This window comes from Bremerella sp. TYQ1 (assembly GCF_020150455.1).
GTDB classification, from domain to species: domain Bacteria; phylum Planctomycetota; class Planctomycetia; order Pirellulales; family Pirellulaceae; genus Bremerella; species Bremerella volcania_A.
The window spans coordinates 1,014,682-1,036,114 of the sequence record NZ_CP083740.1 but is presented as its reverse complement, the minus strand read 5'-3'; the positions used below and the strand labels follow the sequence as shown (position 1 = coordinate 1,036,114).

The 21,433-nt window shown below is 50.5% G+C and carries 10 protein-coding genes; 6 read left to right on the top strand and 4 right to left on the bottom strand.

Annotation, left to right across the window (positions count from 1 at the left end; translation table 11 throughout):
• Nucleotides 1–20: 20 nt before the first annotated feature.
• Nucleotides 21–1,379, top strand: a complete 1,359-nt coding sequence (locus tag LA756_RS03760) for a PQQ-binding-like beta-propeller repeat protein (protein WP_224438546.1) — start codon at nucleotides 21–23, stop codon at nucleotides 1,377–1,379.
• A gap of 211 nt (nucleotides 1,380–1,590) precedes the next feature.
• On the opposite strand, the gene LA756_RS03755 is transcribed toward LA756_RS03760, so the two are convergent.
• Nucleotides 1,591–3,414 carry a DUF5060 domain-containing protein gene (locus LA756_RS03755; RefSeq protein WP_224440469.1) on the bottom strand — a complete coding sequence of 608 codons (1,824 nt, stop codon included), beginning with the start codon at nucleotides 3,412–3,414 and terminating at the stop codon, nucleotides 1,591–1,593.
• A gap of 830 nt (nucleotides 3,415–4,244) precedes the next feature.
• Here LA756_RS03755 and LA756_RS03750 point away from each other — a divergent pair.
• Nucleotides 4,245–6,860 (top strand): PSD1 and planctomycete cytochrome C domain-containing protein, encoded by a 2,616-nt coding sequence (locus tag LA756_RS03750; protein WP_224438545.1) that lies wholly within the window; start codon nucleotides 4,245–4,247, stop codon nucleotides 6,858–6,860.
• A 14-nt stretch (nucleotides 6,861–6,874) separates the two neighbouring features.
• Nucleotides 6,875–8,332 carry a DUF1501 domain-containing protein gene (locus LA756_RS03745; protein WP_224438544.1) on the top strand — a complete coding sequence of 486 codons (1,458 nt, stop codon included), beginning with the start codon at nucleotides 6,875–6,877 and terminating at the stop codon, nucleotides 8,330–8,332.
• A gap of 507 nt (nucleotides 8,333–8,839) precedes the next feature.
• Here LA756_RS03745 and LA756_RS03740 read toward each other — a convergent pair.
• Together LA756_RS03740 and LA756_RS03735 are read right to left on the bottom strand one after the other, a co-directional pair.
• Complete coding sequence (locus LA756_RS03740) at nucleotides 8,840–12,016, bottom strand: efflux RND transporter permease subunit (protein WP_224438543.1); 3,177 nt, start codon at nucleotides 12,014–12,016, stop codon at nucleotides 8,840–8,842.
• A gap of 9 nt (nucleotides 12,017–12,025) precedes the next feature.
• Nucleotides 12,026–13,270, bottom strand: coding sequence for an efflux RND transporter periplasmic adaptor subunit (locus LA756_RS03735; protein ID WP_224438542.1), 1,245 nt, complete (start codon nucleotides 13,268–13,270; stop codon nucleotides 12,026–12,028).
• A 359-nt stretch (nucleotides 13,271–13,629) separates the two neighbouring features.
• Here LA756_RS03735 and LA756_RS03730 point away from each other — a divergent pair, with 359 nt between their 5' ends.
• Nucleotides 13,630–15,240, top strand: a complete 1,611-nt coding sequence (locus tag LA756_RS03730; RefSeq protein WP_224438541.1) for an efflux transporter outer membrane subunit — start codon at nucleotides 13,630–13,632, stop codon at nucleotides 15,238–15,240.
• 864 nt (nucleotides 15,241–16,104) lie between these two features.
• On the top strand, nucleotides 16,105–16,659 hold the full coding sequence (locus tag LA756_RS03725) for a hypothetical protein (protein WP_224440468.1): 555 nt from the start codon (nucleotides 16,105–16,107) through the stop codon (nucleotides 16,657–16,659).
• Between the two features lie 720 nt (nucleotides 16,660–17,379).
• On the opposite strand, the gene LA756_RS03720 is transcribed toward LA756_RS03725, so the two are convergent.
• Entirely contained in the window at nucleotides 17,380–18,861 is a 1,482-nt protein-coding gene (locus tag LA756_RS03720) for a sodium:proton antiporter (protein ID WP_224438540.1), read from the bottom strand.
• Between the two features lie 566 nt (nucleotides 18,862–19,427).
• Here LA756_RS03720 and LA756_RS03715 point away from each other — a divergent pair.
• Nucleotides 19,428–21,407, top strand: coding sequence for a DUF1592 domain-containing protein (locus LA756_RS03715; protein ID WP_224438539.1), 1,980 nt, complete (start codon nucleotides 19,428–19,430; stop codon nucleotides 21,405–21,407).
• Nucleotides 21,408–21,433: the final 26 nt, after the last annotated feature.

The window sequence follows — 21,433 nt, the reverse complement described above, 5'->3', positions numbered from 1 at the left end:
ACGAAAACCCAGCGCTAAATATGAATCCTTTTCGTCATTTCCTATACGCTCTTATTCTGGCGGCAACAATTCAACAAGTCTGCTTGGCAGCTTCGCCGAATGTGTGGGGAGCATTTCTAGGAATAGACCACTCACCCATCGATCCCAGCAGCATTCCAATCGCTTGGTCTCCAACAAAAAATATTGCTTGGTCGATGCCGCTGAAAGGCTATGGACAGTCGAGCCCGGTTATCTTTGGTAATCGAGTCTTCGTGACCACGATCGAAGGCCCTAACAAGGAAAAGAATATTGTAAGTTGCTTTGACTTAAACACTGGTGAGTTTCAGTGGCATAAATCCTTCGTCAGCAGCGATCCAGTAAAAAACAGTACTTTTGTAAGTCGTGCTGCCCCAACACCTGTGGTTGATAAGCATTGTGTTTATTGTTTTTTCGAAAGCGGCGACATAATCGCATTAACTCACGCCGGAGAAACAAAGTGGCAGATATCTCTTTCCCAAAAGTACGGCAAGTTTGAAAACGAATACGGACTTGGTTCCTCCCCAATCATGACTCAGGGCACGCTCTTCGTGTTGATCGATGACCCGGGCCCTTCTTATTTAATTGCTCTGGATTGCAAGACAGGAACGATCGTCTGGAAGACTGACCGCATGAGTCGAGGAAGTTGGACTTCTCCTATGCTCTTGAGAATTGGCGATGAAACCCAGATCCTCTGCAGTTCCGCAGGAACTATCGACGCATATTCTCACAAAGATGGTTCACTATTGTGGACTTATGAAGGTGTTGGCGGAAACCGTATTTGCAGTCCATTCGTTTTCGCCGACGGATCGTTCCTTGTAGGTTCACAGACAAGCCGTGAGTTTAAGGACGAAGATTCGGTAAAACAATCCAACTTCGCTATGAAAGTTCACAAGAAAGGGGATACTTGGTCTCCTGAGATTTTATGGCGCAACGAGAAAATGACTCCTGGAATGGCTTCTCCCGTTGCTTTCGGAGGGTATGCCTACTGGCTTGGTCGAACGGGGGCAGTACTTTGCTTTGACGTCAGTACAGGCGAAGAGAAATACGCGGAAAGAATTCAGCAGTCCTGCTGGGCAACGCCACTGGCGATCGGCGATCGACTCTATCTCTTTGGAAAAGATGGTCTAACAACAGTGATCTCTGTTGGCCCTAAGTTTAATGTGCTCGCAGAGAATCAGCTTTGGGACGAAGAGGCTATTACCACTGACCAATCTATTATCGATCGTGAAACAGAGCCACGTCGCAAGGCCGCGGCAGCCATGCACGCGGGCCCAGAAGTCATGGGAGTAGCCTGCGTAAGCGGATCATTAGTGATTCGTACGGGAGATCGGCTTTTCTGCGTAAGACTTACCAATAAATAAGAAGCACAATGAGCTAAGACAGTGACTAGCTCATTTGAAGGTTTTAGTAATTTCGCGTTTAGACTCCGACGACGTACCGAGAGAATAGATCACGTTTGCAATGATATCTGCGAGGTCGTGATTGCTATTCAATGCAGTAGTTATCTTAGCTTCAGACCACGCAACGATCTTCGACTTCTCAGGCATTCCGCCAATGGACAATCGTCGTGACTTACTTCCGTATCATGACCAACCAATCCTGATCGACTTCTCTTGGTGGAGCTCCTAGTGTCACCACTGCTCCCCCTTTAACTTGAGTGAAACTCCCCTGCTGAAGTTTCTCACCCGTCCGCGGATTAAACCAACTTACTTGGTATGCTCGAGCATCGTCTGACAAATTAAGCTTCGCTTGACCTCCTTGGCTTAGATAGGCAAGGTATATCGAACCAGGTTTGGCAAAGCAGTACGCTGGACCAGAATCCGAATTAACTTTCAGCAGAGAATCCATGTTTCGCATTTCCCAGAATGGGATCTCATGCGCGTCAAAGAATTCCAACGCGATGCGGCAGTAATCCCAAGACTTGTCTCGACTGCGAAGATCTTCGCAAATCAAGTCGTTTTGAGGAAGCTTATAACCGAAGTAGTACTCGACCCCTGCCCCACCGGCCATGAGCGTTCCCCACAAGGTTTGCTTTCGGATGTCATGTAGGTCGTATGTTTTGTTCTTTTCGCCAGCCTTTCCGTCACTCCCTTCGTATCCGGGATCTGCGGGAACACCAAATGACGCAGGTCCTTGTTCGTCGTTGGCACATACCCACGGACGTCCTGTCTTGGCCGACTCGGTAATCCATTTCAACGTTCGGGAGTGTGCTTGATTCCATCCGTTCTGCAGGGATGCCCCAGTGAGAACAGACTGGTCACCTATCAGTGGTGGGTAAACTTTATCCTGCTGATTGGGAAACGTATGAATCACAAGGTGATGATCATACGGATCAACATCTCGAATGTATTTAGCCATCTCACGCTGCTGCTTGGGAGTCTGCGTGTTCTCCTCGCCCAGATTCCAATTCAACGCAAGTTCGTAACCAAACCGTGCCACCAACTCTCGGCAATACAATTTACGCTCGGTCCCTAAATCTCCATTGTCAAGCGATGTAGGAACGTCGTCGTCCATTTCAGTTTCCTGCATTTTGAAGTGCAGGTAGACACCCTTCGATTGTGCGTGGTCAAAAACGATTTGCCATTGGTCAAGTTTCGAGCAGTCGTAGTGAAGTGGGTCGTTTCGCGAAACAAATGGCCACACATTATCGCCGTCACCACCGGCGTTATATGGCAAAAACGAAATGCTGTTACACCCCTTATCGGCGATGTAATTGACTGCACCTATCATTCCTTTACCCTTGCCATTCTTCCAGGTCGGATCTCCGGCTTTCCAATCTTGGATATGAGCCTTCCAGGTCTTCAAGGGGATTTTTGGTTTGTGGGCGCTCGTGTTGTCGAAGTCTTGATACGCCAAAAAGGTCTCTGGAGCATCTGGGCCAGCCTTTAAGTAGTACTCGCCGGAACCTTTAAATTGCAGGTAGTGCTTTCCGACATATTCCAGGCGACCACGTCCACGGAAATCACGTCCCGTTTTGTCGGAAGGTTCTACTTGGAAACTTCCTGTGATACCTTCAGCACGTTCGACTAGCTCTGATCTTGCTTGTTCGTCTACGGCGCAATTCTTTCCTTGCACAAAGTGAACAGTGTAAGTCCACTTGCCAGGCTTATCAGGCGAAAGGTGAGCTCGCCACTTATTTCCCGATGTAGCCGAACTCTCAGCGGCATTGCCATCAGCCGCAAAGTATCCCGGAATAGAATAACGAGGACTGCCCGACTCGTGCTGGAAGTCAACCGTCATGCTATAGTCCGTAAAAGGATTTGGGGCAGAGTCGGTCTCATTTGCCTCGGGGCCATTCAACGTCAACGTAACTTTATGCCAAGCCTTGAGCTCTCCGCTTAATAGGTCATCATCAGCCTGGGCGTAGCCCACTCCAACAGCAAAGCCACCAATCATAAATGCCACGAAAAGATAATTCTGCCAGCCTGACCACCACGCGCGAGTAACTAAACAAAGGTGGAGCATTTTCGAGATTCTCCGAGAAGAGTTTGCAACAAGATGGATGTATGTCACTTTTTTAACGCGATGAACCCAAGTAATCCATCAATATCATCAGACATTTCTGAACATTGCGTCTTTTGGCTTGGGCTTAGCTTTCGCATCCGCAGGCACTCTTCGGGCATCGCCGCGATATGCAGAGAGACCGATAAGTTGGTCCATCCACCGACATGAATGGAATGACTTTCGGTAGAGAACCGGAGCTACGCGCCTGGCCCGCGAAGTTCAGGACATTCGTCGCCAGTGTTCCCATGATTTGCCAAACGCCATGGGAACTACTATCGAACTTTCAATGGCAATCACCTCACGGCGGTCTTAGTAACCTGAGACCAAGGCGGACCTTAATCAGTCACCAGGACACTTCGAGGCGATCCATCTAAATTATGCCTCCGAGACGGCTTAATGATGTGTGTTGCCGTCGATCGCACATCGCTGTCGTCCGTCCTTTGACAAGCCAAGATTGCATTCCGAAGAAAAGGAGCGACAACCCACTGAAGGAATCTGATTCACAATATTCTCAGTTCGATTTTGCTCATTCCAGATTTCCCCCAATTAACGGAAACCACAAGTCCAAGTACCGCGAACCATTAGAGCGAGCAGCATCTATCCAAAATTTTTGGGGTGACTCTCTTTTCCGATAGCACTATACTGAGACGTCACCTCCCAAACCCGCCCGCGTTTCTCTCGCAACTTCCTCCCCCTCCTTCCATAGGCAATCTCAGGTGAACATGATGTCTCGTGGAATCGCCGTCGTATTTTTGATTGTGTTCTCTGGCAACTGCTATGCCCAAGTTGAGGTTCATTTCGAATCGGAAGTCCGTGGGATCTTTAAAACCCATTGTTTTCATTGCCATGGCGAGGAGGAAAATGTTGAAGGTGGACTCGACCTCCGCTTAGTACGGTGGATGCTTGACGGAGGTGATTCAGGTGTGGCGATTGTTGCCGGCAAGCCTGAAAAAAGCTTGATCTACCAACGACTCGTATCGCATGAAATGCCGCCCGATGCCAGCAAGCAGATCTCAACGGATGAACTAGCAAAAGTAGAACATTGGATCCGTGGTGGCGCAAAGACAGCTCGTCCCGAACCGGAGTCATTAGGAGATGATTATCTCATCACTGACGAAGAACGGGCTCACTGGGCATACCAAACCATCAAACGACCGGAAGTTCCTCATGTCGAACATGCCGACAGCGTCGCTAATCCAATCGATGCGTTTCTTTTGGCGAAGCTGGAGAAACATGGTCATCAATTTAATGAGCCCGCAACAGCAGATCATCTCGTCCGAAGACTTTCATTTGATCTACTGGGTCTTCCTCCAGAAATAAAATGGATCAGTGAGTTGCAAACGAGCCAAGATCCGAACCACTGGAACACATTGGTTGACAAGTTGCTTGCGTCGCCACACTACGGAGAACGCTGGGGAAGGCACTGGCTAGATGTCGCAGGCTACGCTGACAGCGAAGGATATAGCGACGTTGACGCAGAGCGACCACATGCTTGGCGATACCGCGACTATGTGATTCGAGCATTTAATGAAGGGATGCCGTTCGACCAGTTTATTCGTGAACAATTAGCCGGGGACGAATTGATAACTTCCCCCATGAACAACCTTTCCCCCAAAGACGTTGAACTGCTCGCGGCGACTGGTTTTTTGCGAATGGCTCCCGATGGCACCGGCGGTGCTGTTGATGACGCTCAACAAGCAAGAAATGACACAATCGCCGATACGATACACATCGTGTCTTCTTCGCTGATGTCGGTCACGTTATCGTGCGCCCAGTGTCACGATCACCGCTACGATCCCATATCGCAGGAGGACTACTATTGCTTTCGTGCGGTGTTTGATCCAGCTTTCGATTGGCAGAAATGGAAGAACCCCAGACAACGGCTCATCTCACTTTACACAGACGCTGATCGCCGAGCGGCGGCCGAGGTTGAAAAAGAGGCGAAACTTATTGACGCCGCTGTCCTCAAAAAGAGAAATGAGTTCATCGCTTCGACATTTGAAGAGCAACTCGCAAAGCTTCCCGATGAAATTCATGAGTTGGCTCGATCCGCCTTTACCACGGATGTAAAAAAACGTACACCAGAGCAAAAAGAAATATTCCGTAAGCATCCTAACCTAAACGTTTCGGCCAGTTCGCTCTATCTCTACAACCGCGAGGCAGCGGATGAGCTAAAGAAGATGCAGAAAGACGCGGCTGACGTCCGCGCGAAGAAACCAAAGCAGGAATACGTACGTGCGTTAACGGAGGCACCGGGGAATGTTCCGACCAGCCGACTATTCTATCGCGGTGATTACGCACAACCGAAACAAGAACTAACACCGGCCGGTTTGACGATCGTTCGTCAGACCTCAGACCTAGCAGAGATACCGCTTTCATCGTCAGGTTTACCGACGTCCGGAAGACGTTTAGCTCTTGCCGATTATCTAACTGATCCCAAGCATCCACTGACCGCCCGAGCAATTATGAATCGTGTTTGGATGCATCACTTTGGCATTGGCCTAGTTACAACGCCAACTGACTTTGGCGTGTTAGGCGATCCGCCAACCCACCCTCGATTGCTCGATTGGCTGGCCGCTGAATTTATTGCGAGTGGCTGGGACTTGAAACACATGCACCGACTGATCTTAACCTCCAACGCATGGAGACAGGCAGTTCGTGATAATGCCGCACTCAAAGCAGCAGATCCCGACAATCGATGGTATGGAGGTGCTCGTTTAAGACGGCTTGATGCGGAGGCGATTCGCGATAGCTTACTAATGATCTCTGGCGAGTTGAATCCGAAACAGTTCGGGCCCCCGGTCCCAGTCATGCCGGACGTTGTAGGACGTATCGTGATCGGCAAGGAAAATTCGAGTGCGGGACGACCTGGCGAAGTTATTGATATGAAAGGAGAGGAACTTCGGAGGAGTATTTACATTCAAGTGCGCCGCAGTCGCCCTCTGAGCATGATGGAAACATTCGATCAACCCGCCATGAGCCCGAATTGTGATCAACGGCGGCCATCGACTAGTGCTACTCAGTCTTTGCTTATGCTCAACAGTGTCGACTTGATCGAACGTTCTCGAATGACTGCGTCACTACTCATTAAGGCGTTTCCTGATGATCCAGCCAAAAGGATTGAGTTGGCCTGGTTAAAGATGTATAGCCGTAGGATCGAAGAGCAAGAATTGTCCGACGCTCAGGCATTCGTCCAGTCAATGACAAACGATCTTAAAACACAAACAGCCTATCAACCAAAAGCGGAAAAGCCACCAGGTCGATCCGCCGATGAGGAAGCGCTTGCCATATTGTGCCAAGTTCTGCTTAGTTCCAATGAGTTCTTGTACGTTCAATAACATTAAGGAAAAACATGAATTCACCTCATGAACTTGCCGTCGGCAGTCGTCGCCACTTTATGGCCACCAGCGCGATGAGCCTTGGTTCATTGGCTTTTTCCTGGATGCAGCAGCAGGAAGCTTTGGCTGCTGAACAAGATAAACCACCAATTGGACCACAACTTTTCGATACGACGCCAAAGGTTCCTGCGAAACCGCCTACTGCTAAGGCGATGATTTCGCTTTGGATGCAAGGAGGACCAAGTCATCACGACCTCTTCGATCCTAAACCGGAAATGAAAAAGTATGATGGGAAGGAATTCCCCGGCGAACTGAAACAAGACAACAAAGCCCAAGCCAGCTCGAAGGTTTTCGCGTCCCCCTGGAAGTTTTCTCCGAGTGGACAATGTGGAATGGGGCTTTCAGAACTTTTGCCGCACCTGCAAACGGTCGCCGACGAAATATGCTTAATTCGCTCGATGAAAACCGGGGTAAACAACCACGGCCAATCAATTCGTGCGTTACAGGGAGGTCGTATCACCGGCGGTCGACCAACTCTTGGAAGCTGGATGACCTACGGCCTGGGTTCGGAAGCCGACAATCTACCAGCGTTCGTTGCGCTGATTGACCCAGGACAACTTCCGGTGCTTGGAGTCGAGAATTGGTCAAATGGATGGCTACCGTCGATCTACCAGGGAACGGTAATTCGGCCAACCGAACCGAGAATCTTGGATCTTACTCCACCAGCTCATCTAAAAGGATCTGCCCAGCAAAAGACTCTGGAGTACCTAAAGAAGCTAAATTCCCGCCACATCCGGCACTTCGCCGACACATCGGACCTTCAAGCGAGGATGGCCAGTTATCAGCTGGCAGCCAAAATGCAATTGGCAGCTACCGAAGCGCTCGACCTGTCTCAGGAGACGGAGGCGACCAAAAAGATGTACGGGATTGATCAAAAGGAGACGGCCGATTACGGCAGCCGTTGCTTGATAGCACGACGTCTAATTGAACGAGGCGTTCGCTTCGTTCAGGTTTATACCTCGAATCAGCTCTGGGATAGCCACGGCCGTATCGCGACGTTACTCCCGAATGCCTGTAAGAAGGTAGACCAGCCATCTGCCGCATTAGTCGCTGACCTGAAGCAACGGGGATTGCTCGACGAGACGGTGGTTCACTGGGGTGGTGAAATGGGACGCTTACCGGTCGTGCAGAACGATGCAGGCCCCACAAAGATTGGACGTGATCACAACACCTATGGTTTCAGTATGTGGGTTGCAGGTGGTGGATTTCGAGGAGGTTACGTCCATGGCAAGACCGACGAATGGGGACACCACGCGGTCGAAGGAGTAGTCAACCACTTCGACTATCACGCTACCCTGCTCCATCTTTTCGGGCTAGAGCACGAAAAGCTTACCTTTCGTCGAAACGAACAAGATCAGACACTGACCGACGGACAACCCGCAAAGATCATCCATGAGCTACTCAACGTCTAAACGAGAGTCCGACTGCGTAGCCCCGATATGCTTACAAACTACTGGGTTCCACCAAAAAGGTGTCAGAGTTTTGTGATGACGATCGCGAGTACCATGTCGCCCATGATCTCCTGACGAAGTAAGTTTCCAGCCTTATCAATCATCGCAAGATGAATTTGACTCCCGAAGGCGTTGCACACCAATAATTCGTTTTTGCCATCCTAAGCTAAAACAATAATCAGCGTTCGTGCTATAAGACTTCGGCGCGATCACATGCGGCAGGAGGAAGGATAGGCGAGAAATGATTCTAAGTCATGATCATGACACATGGACGCCACAACGCACAAGCCTGTTCGCTGTGACGTGGGTCCCTGCTATAAGCGGTGTCAAAGCAGAACTCCTCCTTGAGGTACGCGACCTAAGCAGCGAGCGCACTACTCACAGCCGACTACGATAATCCCGGCTTCTGGCAATTTCTAATCCGTTCGACAGTGGGCAACAGAATACACTCGAAAAGTTCTCCGAACACTAAGAGGCTTCGTTACCGCGATCACTTTTATCAGCCGTGACGAAGGGCCGAAAGTACCACCGCTTGATGGCAAGAAGCACTTTTCCAACATCATCTGCGGCAAGCTGTGCACATGGGATCAAGATAAGTGTCACGAGTGTTGCAAACATCACTCCGAATGCAAGTGAAGCGGCCATAGGGATCAAGAACTGAGCCTGCAGAGATTTATCCATCAGCAGCGGTATTAGCCCTACGAATGTCGTAATGGAGGTCAACATAATAGGGCGAAACCGACGGGCACCGGCCTGGAGTGCTGCTTCGCGTAGCGTGGCTCCTTCGGCACGACGTTGATTTACGTAGTCGACCATAACCAGCGTATCGTTGACGGCAACCCCAGCCAATGCGAGCATCCCAAATACTGAAAGATAGGACGGGGTAATATCCATAGCGATATGCCCTAACAATGCTCCGATAATGGCGAATGGAATCGCTAAGAGCACAAAGAATGGCTGGCCAAGCGACTTCAACGCAACGGCCAACAATCCGTACAGCACAAACGCCAATACGCAAGAGCCAAGAATCGTCTGCCGCTGTGCATCTTCGGCCTCGGCAACATAGCCGACGTACTGAAATGTGAGATTATGCGGCTGGCACAATTCTTGAATCTTCGGCGAGATTTCATCAGCAATTCTTAGAATTTCCACCGTCGCATCGACAGGCTGGGCACCGCAGCGGAGAATCTCTGCGCCGTTCTTACGTTCAACCGACGATGGCGCCTTAGTAAAGGCAATTTCTGCAACTGTTGAAAGTGGTACATCGGCGCCGCGCGGCGTGCGAATTCGCATTCGCTCTAACGTGTGCAACGTTTCTCGCTGTTCGATCGGAAGTCGTACCATTACTCGGATATTATCAATCCCACGCTGCAATCGCTGTGCTTCCTCGCCAAAAAATGACTGGCGAACCTGCTGAGCGAGAAGCTGTTGTGTCAAACCGAGTTCAGCAGCTTGTGATTTTAGACGTAGTTCGAGTTCGTCTTGTCCATAGTTCACATTCGCCCAAGCGGAACCAAACTCTTTATACTCTTCGAGCAAGGCTTTGATCTGTCGAGCGACTTCCGCTTTTTCTGGGGACATAGGTCCCCGAAGTTCAATATTCAGATTTTCGTTATCGACATTACGATCGCGGTTGATGCTTGAATCGGAACGAATACGAAACTCTGTTGCTTCAGGAATCGAGCCGATTAATTCGTTCCATCGTGTTGCCAAATCACTATTTTTTGGGCCAGTCGCACTTCGCAGTGAAGGTGCCAATACTTCGAACGATATCGCCCCACGTGACTTGTCGAAGTCTTGATGGATTCTGGCACCACCTACAAGCTTTGAGATATTCCGAACTAACGATTCGCCTGTGCCTGGATCGACAAATTCTTTTTGAACTTGCAGCAGCGCCGCTTCGATACGATTCATATATTGAGCCGTGGTTTCCAATGCTGTGTCATCAGGCATATCAAGCTCTGCACTGATTCGCTGCTTTTCAACTGACGGATAAGCAATGAACTCCATGCGACCACTCAAGCAGTATCCAGCCATAAGCAGCATTGCAGAAACGAAAATCGCGAGAACCGAAATCCGATGCCGCACCGAAAACTCGAGGCAAGGTTGATAAATATGTTCAATAACATACTCAAGACCATCGGCAATCGACGTTTGAACACGAGTTATTGGGTTGTCATGAGGTACCGGTCGTAAATGCTTCAGATGCGCCGGAAGAATCAGTTTTGATTCGATTAAGGAGAAAAAGAGTACGGGCGCAACAACCGGAGGTACCTGCGATGCGAAATCGCCCCAGCTTCCCTCAAAGAACATCAGCGGAATGAACGCCACCATCGTTGTTAACGCACCAAACGTTACGGGAATAGCAACTTCGTGCGTTCCTTCGACGGCTGCGTCCAAGGGAGACATCCCCTCCTTCATCTTCAAGTAGACGTTCTCGCCGGTCACAATTGCATCGTCCACAACGATCCCCACCACAATGATGAATCCAAAAAGGCTCATCACGTTGGCAGTAACACCGAAGTAAGGCATGAGTATCACGCCACCGGCGAAACCGACAGGAATGCCCGCAACGATCCAAAAAGCGAGGCCAGGCCGGAGAAACAGGCCCAGCAGTAGCATCACTAGCAGGCTACCTTGTAACATCGATTCAATCAGCGTGGTCAGACGCCCGCGAATCTCAACCGACTCGTCATCCCAGATAAACATCTCAATGCCTTCTGGGAAGCGGCTACGCGTATTCTCGACATACTGATGAACTCTGTCTGAAATTTCGATTGCGTTTTCATTACCGGTGCGCATCACTTCGACAAACAAGGCCGGTCGTCCATTGAATTCAACGATCTTCTCTCCTTCCTCAAAGCCATCGGTCACTGTTGCAACTTCACCAAGAAGTACGTCAGATCCGTTGATCGAGAGAATGGGGATTTTGCTGAACTCTTGTTCGCTATAGGCCTGACCGCGAGTACGTACAATAAAAGTTCCACTAGCACTTTCGATCGAGCCTGCGGGGAGATCGATTGAGAACTGCTGAATGGCATTGGCCAGGTCCTGCAAACTCAATCCATATGCCAAGAGTTTGGTCGTATCCACCTCGACGCTGATTTCGTACTCACGATCTCCTTGGACTTGGGCCCTGCTGATACCAGGTAGCGCAATGATATCTTCCTGAACAGTGCGAGCGACTTCTCTTAATTCATGCGGAGTAAGATGTCCGGTAACCGCAATACTGAGAACTTCCCACCAATTTGACGAGTCAGGTATAGAGATCTGTGGGCGTTCCGTCTCTTCAGGAAATGTTGTAATGGTGTCAATTCGTTGAGTTACGTCTTCCAAAAGAACACGAAGATCCGCGTCTGGTTCGGCTTCTACCCATATTCGACCGCTTCCCTGGCGCCCGAAGGAGAAGATATCGCGAATCCCCTCAACACCTTCTAAGGCTTCTTCGATTGGAACCAAAATGGCTTGTTCAACGTCCTTAGCCGTTCCTCCTCGGTACGTCATCTCAATGCTGACGGAAGCCATGCTCCTTTCAGGCGATACCTCGAGTGGAATTTTGTAGAACGCCGTGTAGATACCGCCGATTAAGATGGCGAGCATCATAAAGTTCGCGGCGATTCCGTTTGTTGCAAACCAGCGAATCATATTGTGTCGTCAGTTGGTGGCGTTTGTGTCAGATTCGCGCGTAGATGACTCGGCGATTGAAAGTCGTGAAGCCGCGGGAGGAATAATTTCGATTTTCGCCCCCTTCGGTGTGAACGGCATCGGAGTCGTTGCCAACCACATCCCTTCTGGGATCGAAGCTGCCGGCACGATCACGTGCTCGGCATCCGCCCAAATCGCATTTACCTTCATTGGCAGCAAAGTTTGTTCTTCCTGGTGAACAAGCACAATCTGATCTAACTGACGAACCGCAGCTCTTGGCAGCGCAATCACATTATGAAGGACACGCCCTTCGATCGAGGCAACCACTGGTTGGCCAATTCGCAATGGAGGTTTCTCGGACTTGCGACCGAAAGGATCGTCGATTCTTGCAATGGCAAACAGGTCTCGCGAGTTCTCATCGAGCACCCCTTCAGTACGAGCAATTTTGCCACTCCAACTGAACTTGGTTGATGATAAGATTCCATCGCGAAATTGAACGGCCAGTTCAGGGTCGTCAGCAAATTCAGGCAGATCAAGAAACTCTCTCTGTTCCCCTGAAATCGGCAGCCGAACTTCGACGTAGTCAATTGCAAAAACATCGCCGAGGGGAGAGTTCGTTCCCGCCAGCTGCCCAATCCCAATCAACTTCGTCATGACACGACCGCTGAAGGGAGCGAGAATCTTGGTTCTTTTCAAATTCAACTTGGCCTGTTGGACCTTGGTTTCCGCTAATGAAACATTGGCTTCCGCTTGTTCGCGACTTGCCGACGCCGTTTCGACTTCACCCTGGGAAACCGCATTTGACTCGACCAGCCGCAACTTACGTTCTTCAACCAGTTTGGCGAGTTTGAGTTCGGACTTAGCAGCGTCCAGTTCCGACTCGGCGATAGCGAGTGCTGTTTCGTAGTCGCTGGGATCGATCTCTACCAGCACATCCCCTTTGTTGAAGTAAGCCCCGACCTCGAACGCTGGACTGATTTCAGCAACCGTTCCAGAAACCTGAGAAGTTAGCGTCACCAAGTTATGGGGCTGGACAACAGCGTGTGTCTTCACCACGACTGGATAGTCGACAACATCGATATCTTCTACTCGAGAGCGGAGTAGGACTTTCTTCGGCTCTGGCCTTTCCGACTTTTCGATCTTGTCAGACAACAACTGAAAGCCATACCAACCTGCCGCAAGAATGCCGCAAGGGATTGCAAGCCTGAACAGGATACCTGCCCAAAAGGAAGGATTCGCGGAGGGAGCTGCCATAAGTTAAGACCACATCGAGCAACTAATATTGGGGGGACGGTTATCAGGAGAGCAATTGGCTACAAACTAACTTTCAACCCCGAGAAAACCGGAGAGTATCGAATATATGTGCGGCGTTTGGCGTTTCTTTGGCACCTCGTCGAGTTGTCTCCGAGGCAGAGAACACGAATATCAAGCCAATTCGCCAAGATCCGACTCCGAGGCGGCTGTTCGGATGGCGTCGACTTTAACGCCTTCCGATAGCAGCTAATGTTAAGCTGTTCAGGCAGGGACGCGTTCATTGTACCATGCGTGCCAGATGCTCCGATGGTAGGACAAGTGCGGTCATTTCGAGTCTTACCGGTTTTTCCAGAAATCACATGTTTTTCATCTATAGACCGCAATCGTTCCGCCCAACCTGGCCTGGCTGGGCGTTGTTATCCGTATGTATCACTCTAACAGGGCTAGGTTGCACAAGTCCGCAAGATTGGTTTGCTAACGGATTTAAAGTAGGGCCAAATTACTGCACGCCTGCGGCACCGGTCGCAAATGACTGGATCGACGCCCACGATAGGCGAATCTTGGATGAACCAACGGATGTCACCGCATGGTGGGCGACCTCCTTCAACGACCCCGTTTTAAACCAACTTGTTACCGAGTCGTATGCCCAAAACCTGACGGTTCGCCAGGCCGGCGCTCGCATTACGCAGGCAAGAGCACTTCGACAAATTGTCGTCGGCGAGTTCTTTCCGCAACAACAATCTGTCGCGGCACAATACTCTCACAATCTCAGCACAGGTAGCGGTTTCGATCGACACTTTAGCGTTTGGCGTGGATCGTTTAACTTGGCCTGGGAAATCGACTTCTGGGGAAGATATCGCCGTGCAATTGAGTCGGCAGATGCGGACCTTGACGCAGCGATCTACGACTATGGAGATGTCGTCGTTACGCTCGTGGCGGACGTTGCTGCAACGTACATCGATATCCGAACACTGCAAACACGCCTGGAACTGGTCAAGCTGAATGTTGAGAACCAACGGAAAACCTACGAGTTGACGGAGATTCGGTTTCGAAACGGCGAATCAAGTGAGGTCGACGTTCAACAGGCCAAATCAAGTCTGGTACAAACCGAGGCACTGGTACCGCAAGTAGAGATCGCACTTCGACAATCGCAAAACCAGTTGTGTATCTTAATGGGTATGCCGCCTGAGCTGATATTAGAAATGCTAGGCGATGGCAAGATACCGGACGTGAAGTCTGAAATTGCTCTTGGAATTCCCGCGGCCACGTTGTTGCAGCGACCAGACGTCCGCCGTGCTGAACGGAATTTGGCATCGCAGAGTGCCTTGATTGGCGTTGCTGAATCAGAGCTGTATCCACACATAACACTCGTCGGAACGGTTGGCAGAAGTGGCAATCAATTCAAGGACCTTTTCCGGACTGGCTCGGGCTTTGGTTCAGTCGGCCCAAACTTGGATTGGAACATTCTGAATTACGGGCGACTGGCCGGAAATATCGAATTCCAGGAAGCACGATTCCAGGAACTGCTAGCCTCTTATCAACAAATAGTATTGAATGCTAACCTCGAGGCGGAAAATGCGATTATTCAATTCCTGAAATCTCAGGAGCAATTAAGACTACAACTGGAAGCAGCCGAGGCAGCTGATAAGACCAATGAGCTGATTACCCTTCAATTCGAAGAAGGTGAGGAAATCGACTTCAATCGTGTCTTTAGTGTTCAAAACACCAAGACACAGCAAGAAGTCGCCGCTGCCGCTGCCAAGGGGGATGTAGCTCAAAGCGTAGTCGCGATTTACCGAGCTCTAGGCGGTGGCTGGCCTTCGCCTTATCTAACGCAACCGATTGGGCCGTTATCTGAATCAGAGGACGCCCCCAACCGAGCAGAGGAAATTGACGCTCCACCAGCGAATGAACAACTTCCCATCGATGCGATCTTGGAAAATCCAATGGGTGGAGCAATTGATCAGTAGTTAATAGGCCCCTTTCCTCTCAGATATACGAAAAACGTCTGTCTCACAGGTCACAATATCTGGGCATTTTCTACCAAGTGAGGGAAGCAACGGTCGTTGTTGGGGTAAATCTCAAACCAAGTCATGTGACTCTCGAACATTCATTTCACTGGATTACCCAGCTAATCTGCGGAGTCCGAGCTAGAGGCCTAAGACTCGGAGTCGCGAGATTACGAACACATCTAGCGGCCCGTATACAGTACAACGCGCCAAAGTAACATTCCTTGCTCACTCGCGCTGGTGAATCGCACAGTACCTCTCTTTTCTATGTCTGACCTTTCCCTAATCATTCCTCACGGTAAATCAGCTTCTGTTTCGATCTTTCCTTTTCGAAGTTTGTCCATTCCCTATTGCTCATAGTAGTCGATCGAATAACGGGACCCGCTATCGGCACGGAAATACCGATCGACAAAAGGAACAAACACAACTTCGTCATATTCGCTAGGTTGAATCGCTTAGGACGTCCTGTAAAACACTCTTTTTCAATCAACTAAGATCAATCTCACACCTGAGGCGGTTTTCAGAAACCTGTGGAACAAATCCTCTGTCATTCCTGGCTAAATAATTGCGAAACGGGTTCTCAGCAGACACAATGGGGGTCGCCTTTAAAGAATACGAATTGGGACTGTCGGTCCCTTTCGCCGAAGTCGTTTTGATTGAGGAGATTTGAATCCTGTGAAAAGTTCCAAGCCTCTTGCACGAGTATTCCTGACGTCTGCAATAGTGGCATCGGCATGCTTTCTCGTAAACGTAGATGTCGAAGGCGCGGATGCCCCCAAGAGTAAAGTCGTATTTTCTGACGACTTCGATCAACCGGTACAGTCGATTGAGGAGCTCGAACGTTGGGAATTCCTCGACGCTAAAACGTGGACATGGAAAGACACAAAGGACGCTGGTGGAGTTATCGAGATCACCGAACGCGGCAGCGAGTATAAACCACCTACACGCAGCCCTGGTCACGTCGCTTTAGTCAAGGACTTGAATGTCGGCAACTGCGAGATCCGATTTCGTGTCCGCAGCACAAAGGACACCGGTAACCATCGCGACTGTTGCATCTTCTTTGGCTATCAAGACGCATCGCACTTCTACTACTGCCACTTAGGAGCGAAGCCTGACCCGCACAGTGGTCAGATCATGATTGTCAATGAAGCTCCTCGATTAGCGCTTACAAAGAACGAGAAGCTTACCCCCTGGGACGATCAATGGCACGACGTCATGGTACGCCGCAATATCGATACCGGACTGATTGAAGTCTTTTTCGACGACATGACTACGCCGCACATGAGTGTTACGGACAAGACGTTCGGCGCAGGGCGAATTGGTATTGGCTCGTTCGACGACCTCAATGCCTTCGATGAATTTAAGGTATCCACGTTCTGACCAAGAACTGCGAAGCGAAATATTATTTTGAATGCCAACTTGAGTCTCAGCTTGTACAGTGAGACTCTACTCATCGAGATTTCTTCCCGTATTTCGGTGTAGGAATGACCTAAATCTAATAACCCACGTTGGGCAATTCCTAGAATTGCTATTCAAAACTTACGCAAAAAAGAAGAGCACGCATGCAACGTGCATGAAGGCCTAGTTTATCCATGAGATCGTTCGTTCGACGATCTAACGGTGGCGATATTTTCGCAGTTTTCTACGATCCTGACGAGGCTTTCGTCTCTGGTTCTTTCGGCGTGAGTACGCCAGTTCCCACTGCTCATCAGCGTGCAGCTCTTCACGCTTACCTGCCATCAAACGACTCCTTTCGATGGTAGATGTAACGCAAATCGCTAACTTGCGCCGGTTTATGATGTCCAGGCTTTTGAAATAGCCTCTAGTATACGGACGGCCCGAGTCTGATGTCGGTCTCGGTAAGTTCCATCTTATGCATGCCATGAATTCCCAGATTTTCACACTCTAGGGCCCATCGAGACATCAACTACCAGAATTGTCTATCAGAAGCGACGGCAAGATTGGGTTCATCAACAGTGAACCGGCCTCAAACATCGCTGATCAATGCTCTGTCCCACATTGAGCACGAAACGTGTTCTTCACATTAAAACCGATAGTCACGACACCCAGCTTCAGCGTCGGCTAATTCGCCACCAGAGGTTAGTGCTCATCTATTTTTCCTTGCCCCGCAAGACCCAGCCCGCGAAGCATCGGCCCCATGGTCAGTCCACCGACAAGAATCGAGAAGGCAACCACCACGTAGGTCATTGTCAGGACGAGTTCGCCGACGTTGTCGTACTGCGATTGCTGTGCGTGGATCTCCTCCTGGAGCGATAGCGCCAGGGCAACACTGATCCCGCCGCGTAGCCCCCCCCAGGTCATGACTTTAATCGCGTGTGGAGTAAATTCTCGACCGGTCACCTTCTGCAAGGCAGTCACGACAGTGCCTACGGAAAGGAACCTCGCCAGGAGCGCCGCGGGAATCGCCAACACACCGGCCAGAAGATAGGACACTTGGAACGAAAGCACCAAAACTTCCAATCCGATCAGCACAAATAACACCGCATTCAGCAATTCGTCCACCAATTCCCAGAACGTATCCAGGTGCTCGCGCGTTCTGTCGGACATCGCTAGCGTTCGACCATGGTTACCCAAAATCAATCCCGCGACCACCATCGCCAATGGCCCGGATAGGTGCAGCGTCATCGCTAAGGCATAACCGCCTGTAACGACCGCCAGTGAAAGCAAAATCTCTGTCGCGTAGTGATCAATGCTTCGTAATAGGAAGAACGCGATCATGCCTAGCACGAAACCCAGGGCAAGCCCACCGCCCGCTTCGAGGGCAAAGAGCTTGGCGACATCCATTGCTGTTGTCTCGGCGTGTTGTGGAGCATCGTGCGAATGTTCGCGTCCGAGTTGTTCCGCAGCACCTGTTGTATCGGCCGCGACGATCGGTGGATCTCCATCAACGTCGGGCAGATCTGCCAAGTCTTTTTCGCTCGGTTCTACGACATGGTTCAACTCGTGCTTCTTTTCTAAGTCTTCATGCGATTCCCCATGGTGGCCCAACCCGGCAATTCCCAGCAGTGCAATAAACACCACCACACCCACGCCATCGTTAAATAACGACTCCCCTGCGATCTTGGTCTCCAGAGGCTTGGGGGCCCCCAGGCTCTTGACAATCCCCAAAACCGCGATCGGGTCGGTTGGCGCGACGATTGCCCCGAAGATCAGACAATAAATGAATCGGACCTCGATACCGAGCCAGCCGGTGATGATATAGGTGAGTCCGCCGACGATGAACGTCGTAGCGAGGACGCCAACGGTAGCCAGCAGTGCGATGGCCGCAGACTGCTTCTTTAGATCGTTGAGGTCGACATGCAACGCCCCGGCAAACAGCAGGTAACCGAGCATGCCTTCCATCAGTGTCTGGTCAAAGTCGATCGAGCCGACGAGCGTCTCGGCCGCGCTGAGAACGCCTGCTTCAGGTACGATCCAATCGATTAGCAGCAGCGCGACCGCGTGCAGCATCGCCAGCAGCATCAAGCCTACCGTCGTCGGCAGCTTGAGCACTTTGTGGTTGATGAACGCGAAGGCCGCTGCGAGGGCCACTAGGATGCCGGCAATATTGAAGAAGCTCATGGCCACCTTTATACCGCACTTCGCTAAAGGAAAAAGTGGGAGAACACTTCCTGTCCGCCTATCAGCGCGTCGAACACGGACGCGCTTCGCGATACGGATGGTAAAACGATCAGAAGAGTGGAAGTGGAATCCGCCGTGGCGTTGGCAGCATACTCTTCAGTGATTCCGCTAGTTCGCATCAATCCTCTAAGGAAGAAACGGTCGAAATCACGGGAGTGAAATGCGTCGCCCCCTGATCAAGCGAGTCAAAATCGCAGCCAATTGGAGGGCTTCAGGCAAACTATCCAAATGGGACCTTCTCGTGACTGTTATCAAAGCTATTTTCCGTGACCGGCCGAGAGCAAATCAATCGGTTTATACATGTTTTCAGCAAAACCGATACGCATAATTTTGTTCTTGTTTCTGATCGCGTCAAAGGGGAAAATAGAGGCCTAGCTTCGTAAATCATTACGAAGATTCATCCTACCTTAATCCAGCGGAACTGCCCTCACCTAGAGTTACGCAGTTCTCCTACCTGTGCTGGAAACGCGAATGGGGACGTGCCCCAGTTTTCAAGGAGATTCTGCGTGAAAAGTCGAGTGAGCGTTAACGTAGACGCAACTGGCTCGTATTTCCTGACGGCTGACGCACCTCATTTCCTGTGCCGATCGCTCGCTTGGCTGACCGCTTCCTTACTAGGACTGATACTTGGCTTCTCTACCATCTCCCCATGTCTAGCGGAGCCAGCTGACTTTGCAGCACTTCAGGCCGATGCCCGGAAAACGTTCAAAGAGAAGGTCGGCCCCTTCGTCAACAAATACTGCATCGATTGCCATGGCACACGCCCCGAAGCTGGCATCAACCTGCAATCGGCCCTGAGGTCGCCAGGGGCCACTGCGTCATTCTTGCATTGGAAGAAGGCGGTTGCCAATGTCAAAGTACATGATATGCCCCCCGAGGATGCGGGGGAGATTCCGACGGAGCAAGAGCGTCGCGACTTCGTCGAATGGATTGGCAAGCTCAAATTTTTGGCTGAACGCGATCCCGGCCCGTTTGTGCTCCGACGTCTGAGCAAAGTCGAGTACGCCAACACACTTCACGATCTTTACGGTGTCGATCCATCGATCGCAGATAGTTTGCCGGAAGAAGTTGTTGGCGAAGGATATCTCAACTCCATTTCTCCCCTTCAATCCGAGTTGTTTCTCGATATTGCCAATCAAGTGGTTAATCGAGTTGTCGCTGGCAAGGGAGATCCACCGACTGAGACTCAAAAGCGACTTTTTGGTGACCCTCCTGCCGAAGGTGCCGATCCTCGTGCTGCTGCACGTAAGGTCGCACTGTCACTCGCTCGAGATGCCTATCGTCGACCTCCAACGGAAATGGAGTTGGATGTTTTGGTAAGCATCTTCGATCTCGGTCGTGAAAATCAATTGAGTTACACCGAATCGATTGGCTTGATGTGGAAGGCGATTCTCGTCTCTCCCCAGTTTCTTTTCATTACCCCAGCGGCGGAAGTCGACGCGGAGACGACCATTGCTCTGTTGGATGATTACCAATTGGCTTCACGACTTTCGTATCTGCTGTGGAGTGCTCCGCCCGATGCGGAACTATCTGCCCTTGCAGATAAGAGCGAACTACATAAACCACACGTTCTACGAGCTCAAGTAGAGCGGTTATTAAACCACGATCGATCACGAGCGTTGTTCGATGGTTTCGGAGCTCAATGGCTAGGAGTCGATAGGCTAGAAAGCCAAACGTTCGACCCAGAGTTGTTCCCACAGATGACGCTGGCACTTCGTCAGGCGATGGCAGAAGAAACGCGTCTCTTTTTTCAAAGCATCATTCAAGAGAACCAGAGCGTGTTTCGATTCGTCGATAGCGACTATACATTCATGAACGAACCGCTCGCAGAGATATATGGCCTGGACTCACCAATACAAGGCCTGGAAATGCGGCGGATCAAACTGGAAGACCCAAACAGAGGTGGCATCCTTGGCATGCCGGCTACTCTGGCAACCACTTCCTTTCCCAATCGAACAAGCCCTGTTAGACGCGGCGTGTGGGTACTTGAGCAGGTCTTGGGGGAACGAGTTCCACCACCCCCACCTGACGTACCTGAACTCGCAGAACAAGAAGGGAAGAGTTTTGAGGGATTAACTTTGCGTCAGCGAACTGAGTTACATCGTTCGGAAGCTACTTGCGCGAACTGCCACAGGGTGCTTGATCCGATCGGCTTTGGACTTGAAAACTTCGACGCGATCGGACGTTGGAGAGAAAAGGACAACGCTGGGGTTGCGATTGACTCTGCTGGCCAGATTCCTGCAGGTGAGACCTTTACTTCTCCCGAGGAACTGAAGCAACTGATGGCAAATCGAAAAGCAGATATAGCTCGTAACCTTACCGAAAGGTTCATGGCGTACTCCCTGGGACGAAAGCTGGAGGGATACGACGAAGTAGTAATCGACAAATTGATGGAGAAGCTTGCCCAGGACGATTACCGAATGCGAACCATGATTAAGGAGGTGACTGCCAGCTACTTGTTCACCCACCGTAGAGTCGAAGACTAACGTTTCGACAATTAGATGATCAATCA

Excerpts from the sequence above, each read along its gene's own strand:
- LA756_RS03760 (WP_224438546.1), top strand. The coding sequence starts at position 21 with ATGAATCCTTTTCGTCATTTCCTATACGCTCTTATTCTGGCGGCAACA.
- LA756_RS03755 (WP_224440469.1), bottom strand. The coding sequence starts at position 3,414 with ATGATTGGTGGCTTTGCTGTTGGAGTGGGCTACGCCCAGGCTGATGAT.
- LA756_RS03750 (WP_224438545.1), top strand. The coding sequence starts at position 4,245 with ATGATGTCTCGTGGAATCGCCGTCGTATTTTTGATTGTGTTCTCTGGC.
- LA756_RS03745 (WP_224438544.1), top strand. The coding sequence starts at position 6,875 with ATGAATTCACCTCATGAACTTGCCGTCGGCAGTCGTCGCCACTTTATG.
- LA756_RS03740 (WP_224438543.1), bottom strand. The coding sequence starts at position 12,016 with ATGATTCGCTGGTTTGCAACAAACGGAATCGCCGCGAACTTTATGATG.
- LA756_RS03735 (WP_224438542.1), bottom strand. The coding sequence starts at position 13,270 with ATGGCAGCTCCCTCCGCGAATCCTTCCTTTTGGGCAGGTATCCTGTTC.
- LA756_RS03730 (WP_224438541.1), top strand. The coding sequence starts at position 13,630 with ATGTTTTTCATCTATAGACCGCAATCGTTCCGCCCAACCTGGCCTGGC.
- LA756_RS03720 (WP_224438540.1), bottom strand. The coding sequence starts at position 18,861 with ATGAGCTTCTTCAATATTGCCGGCATCCTAGTGGCCCTCGCAGCGGCC.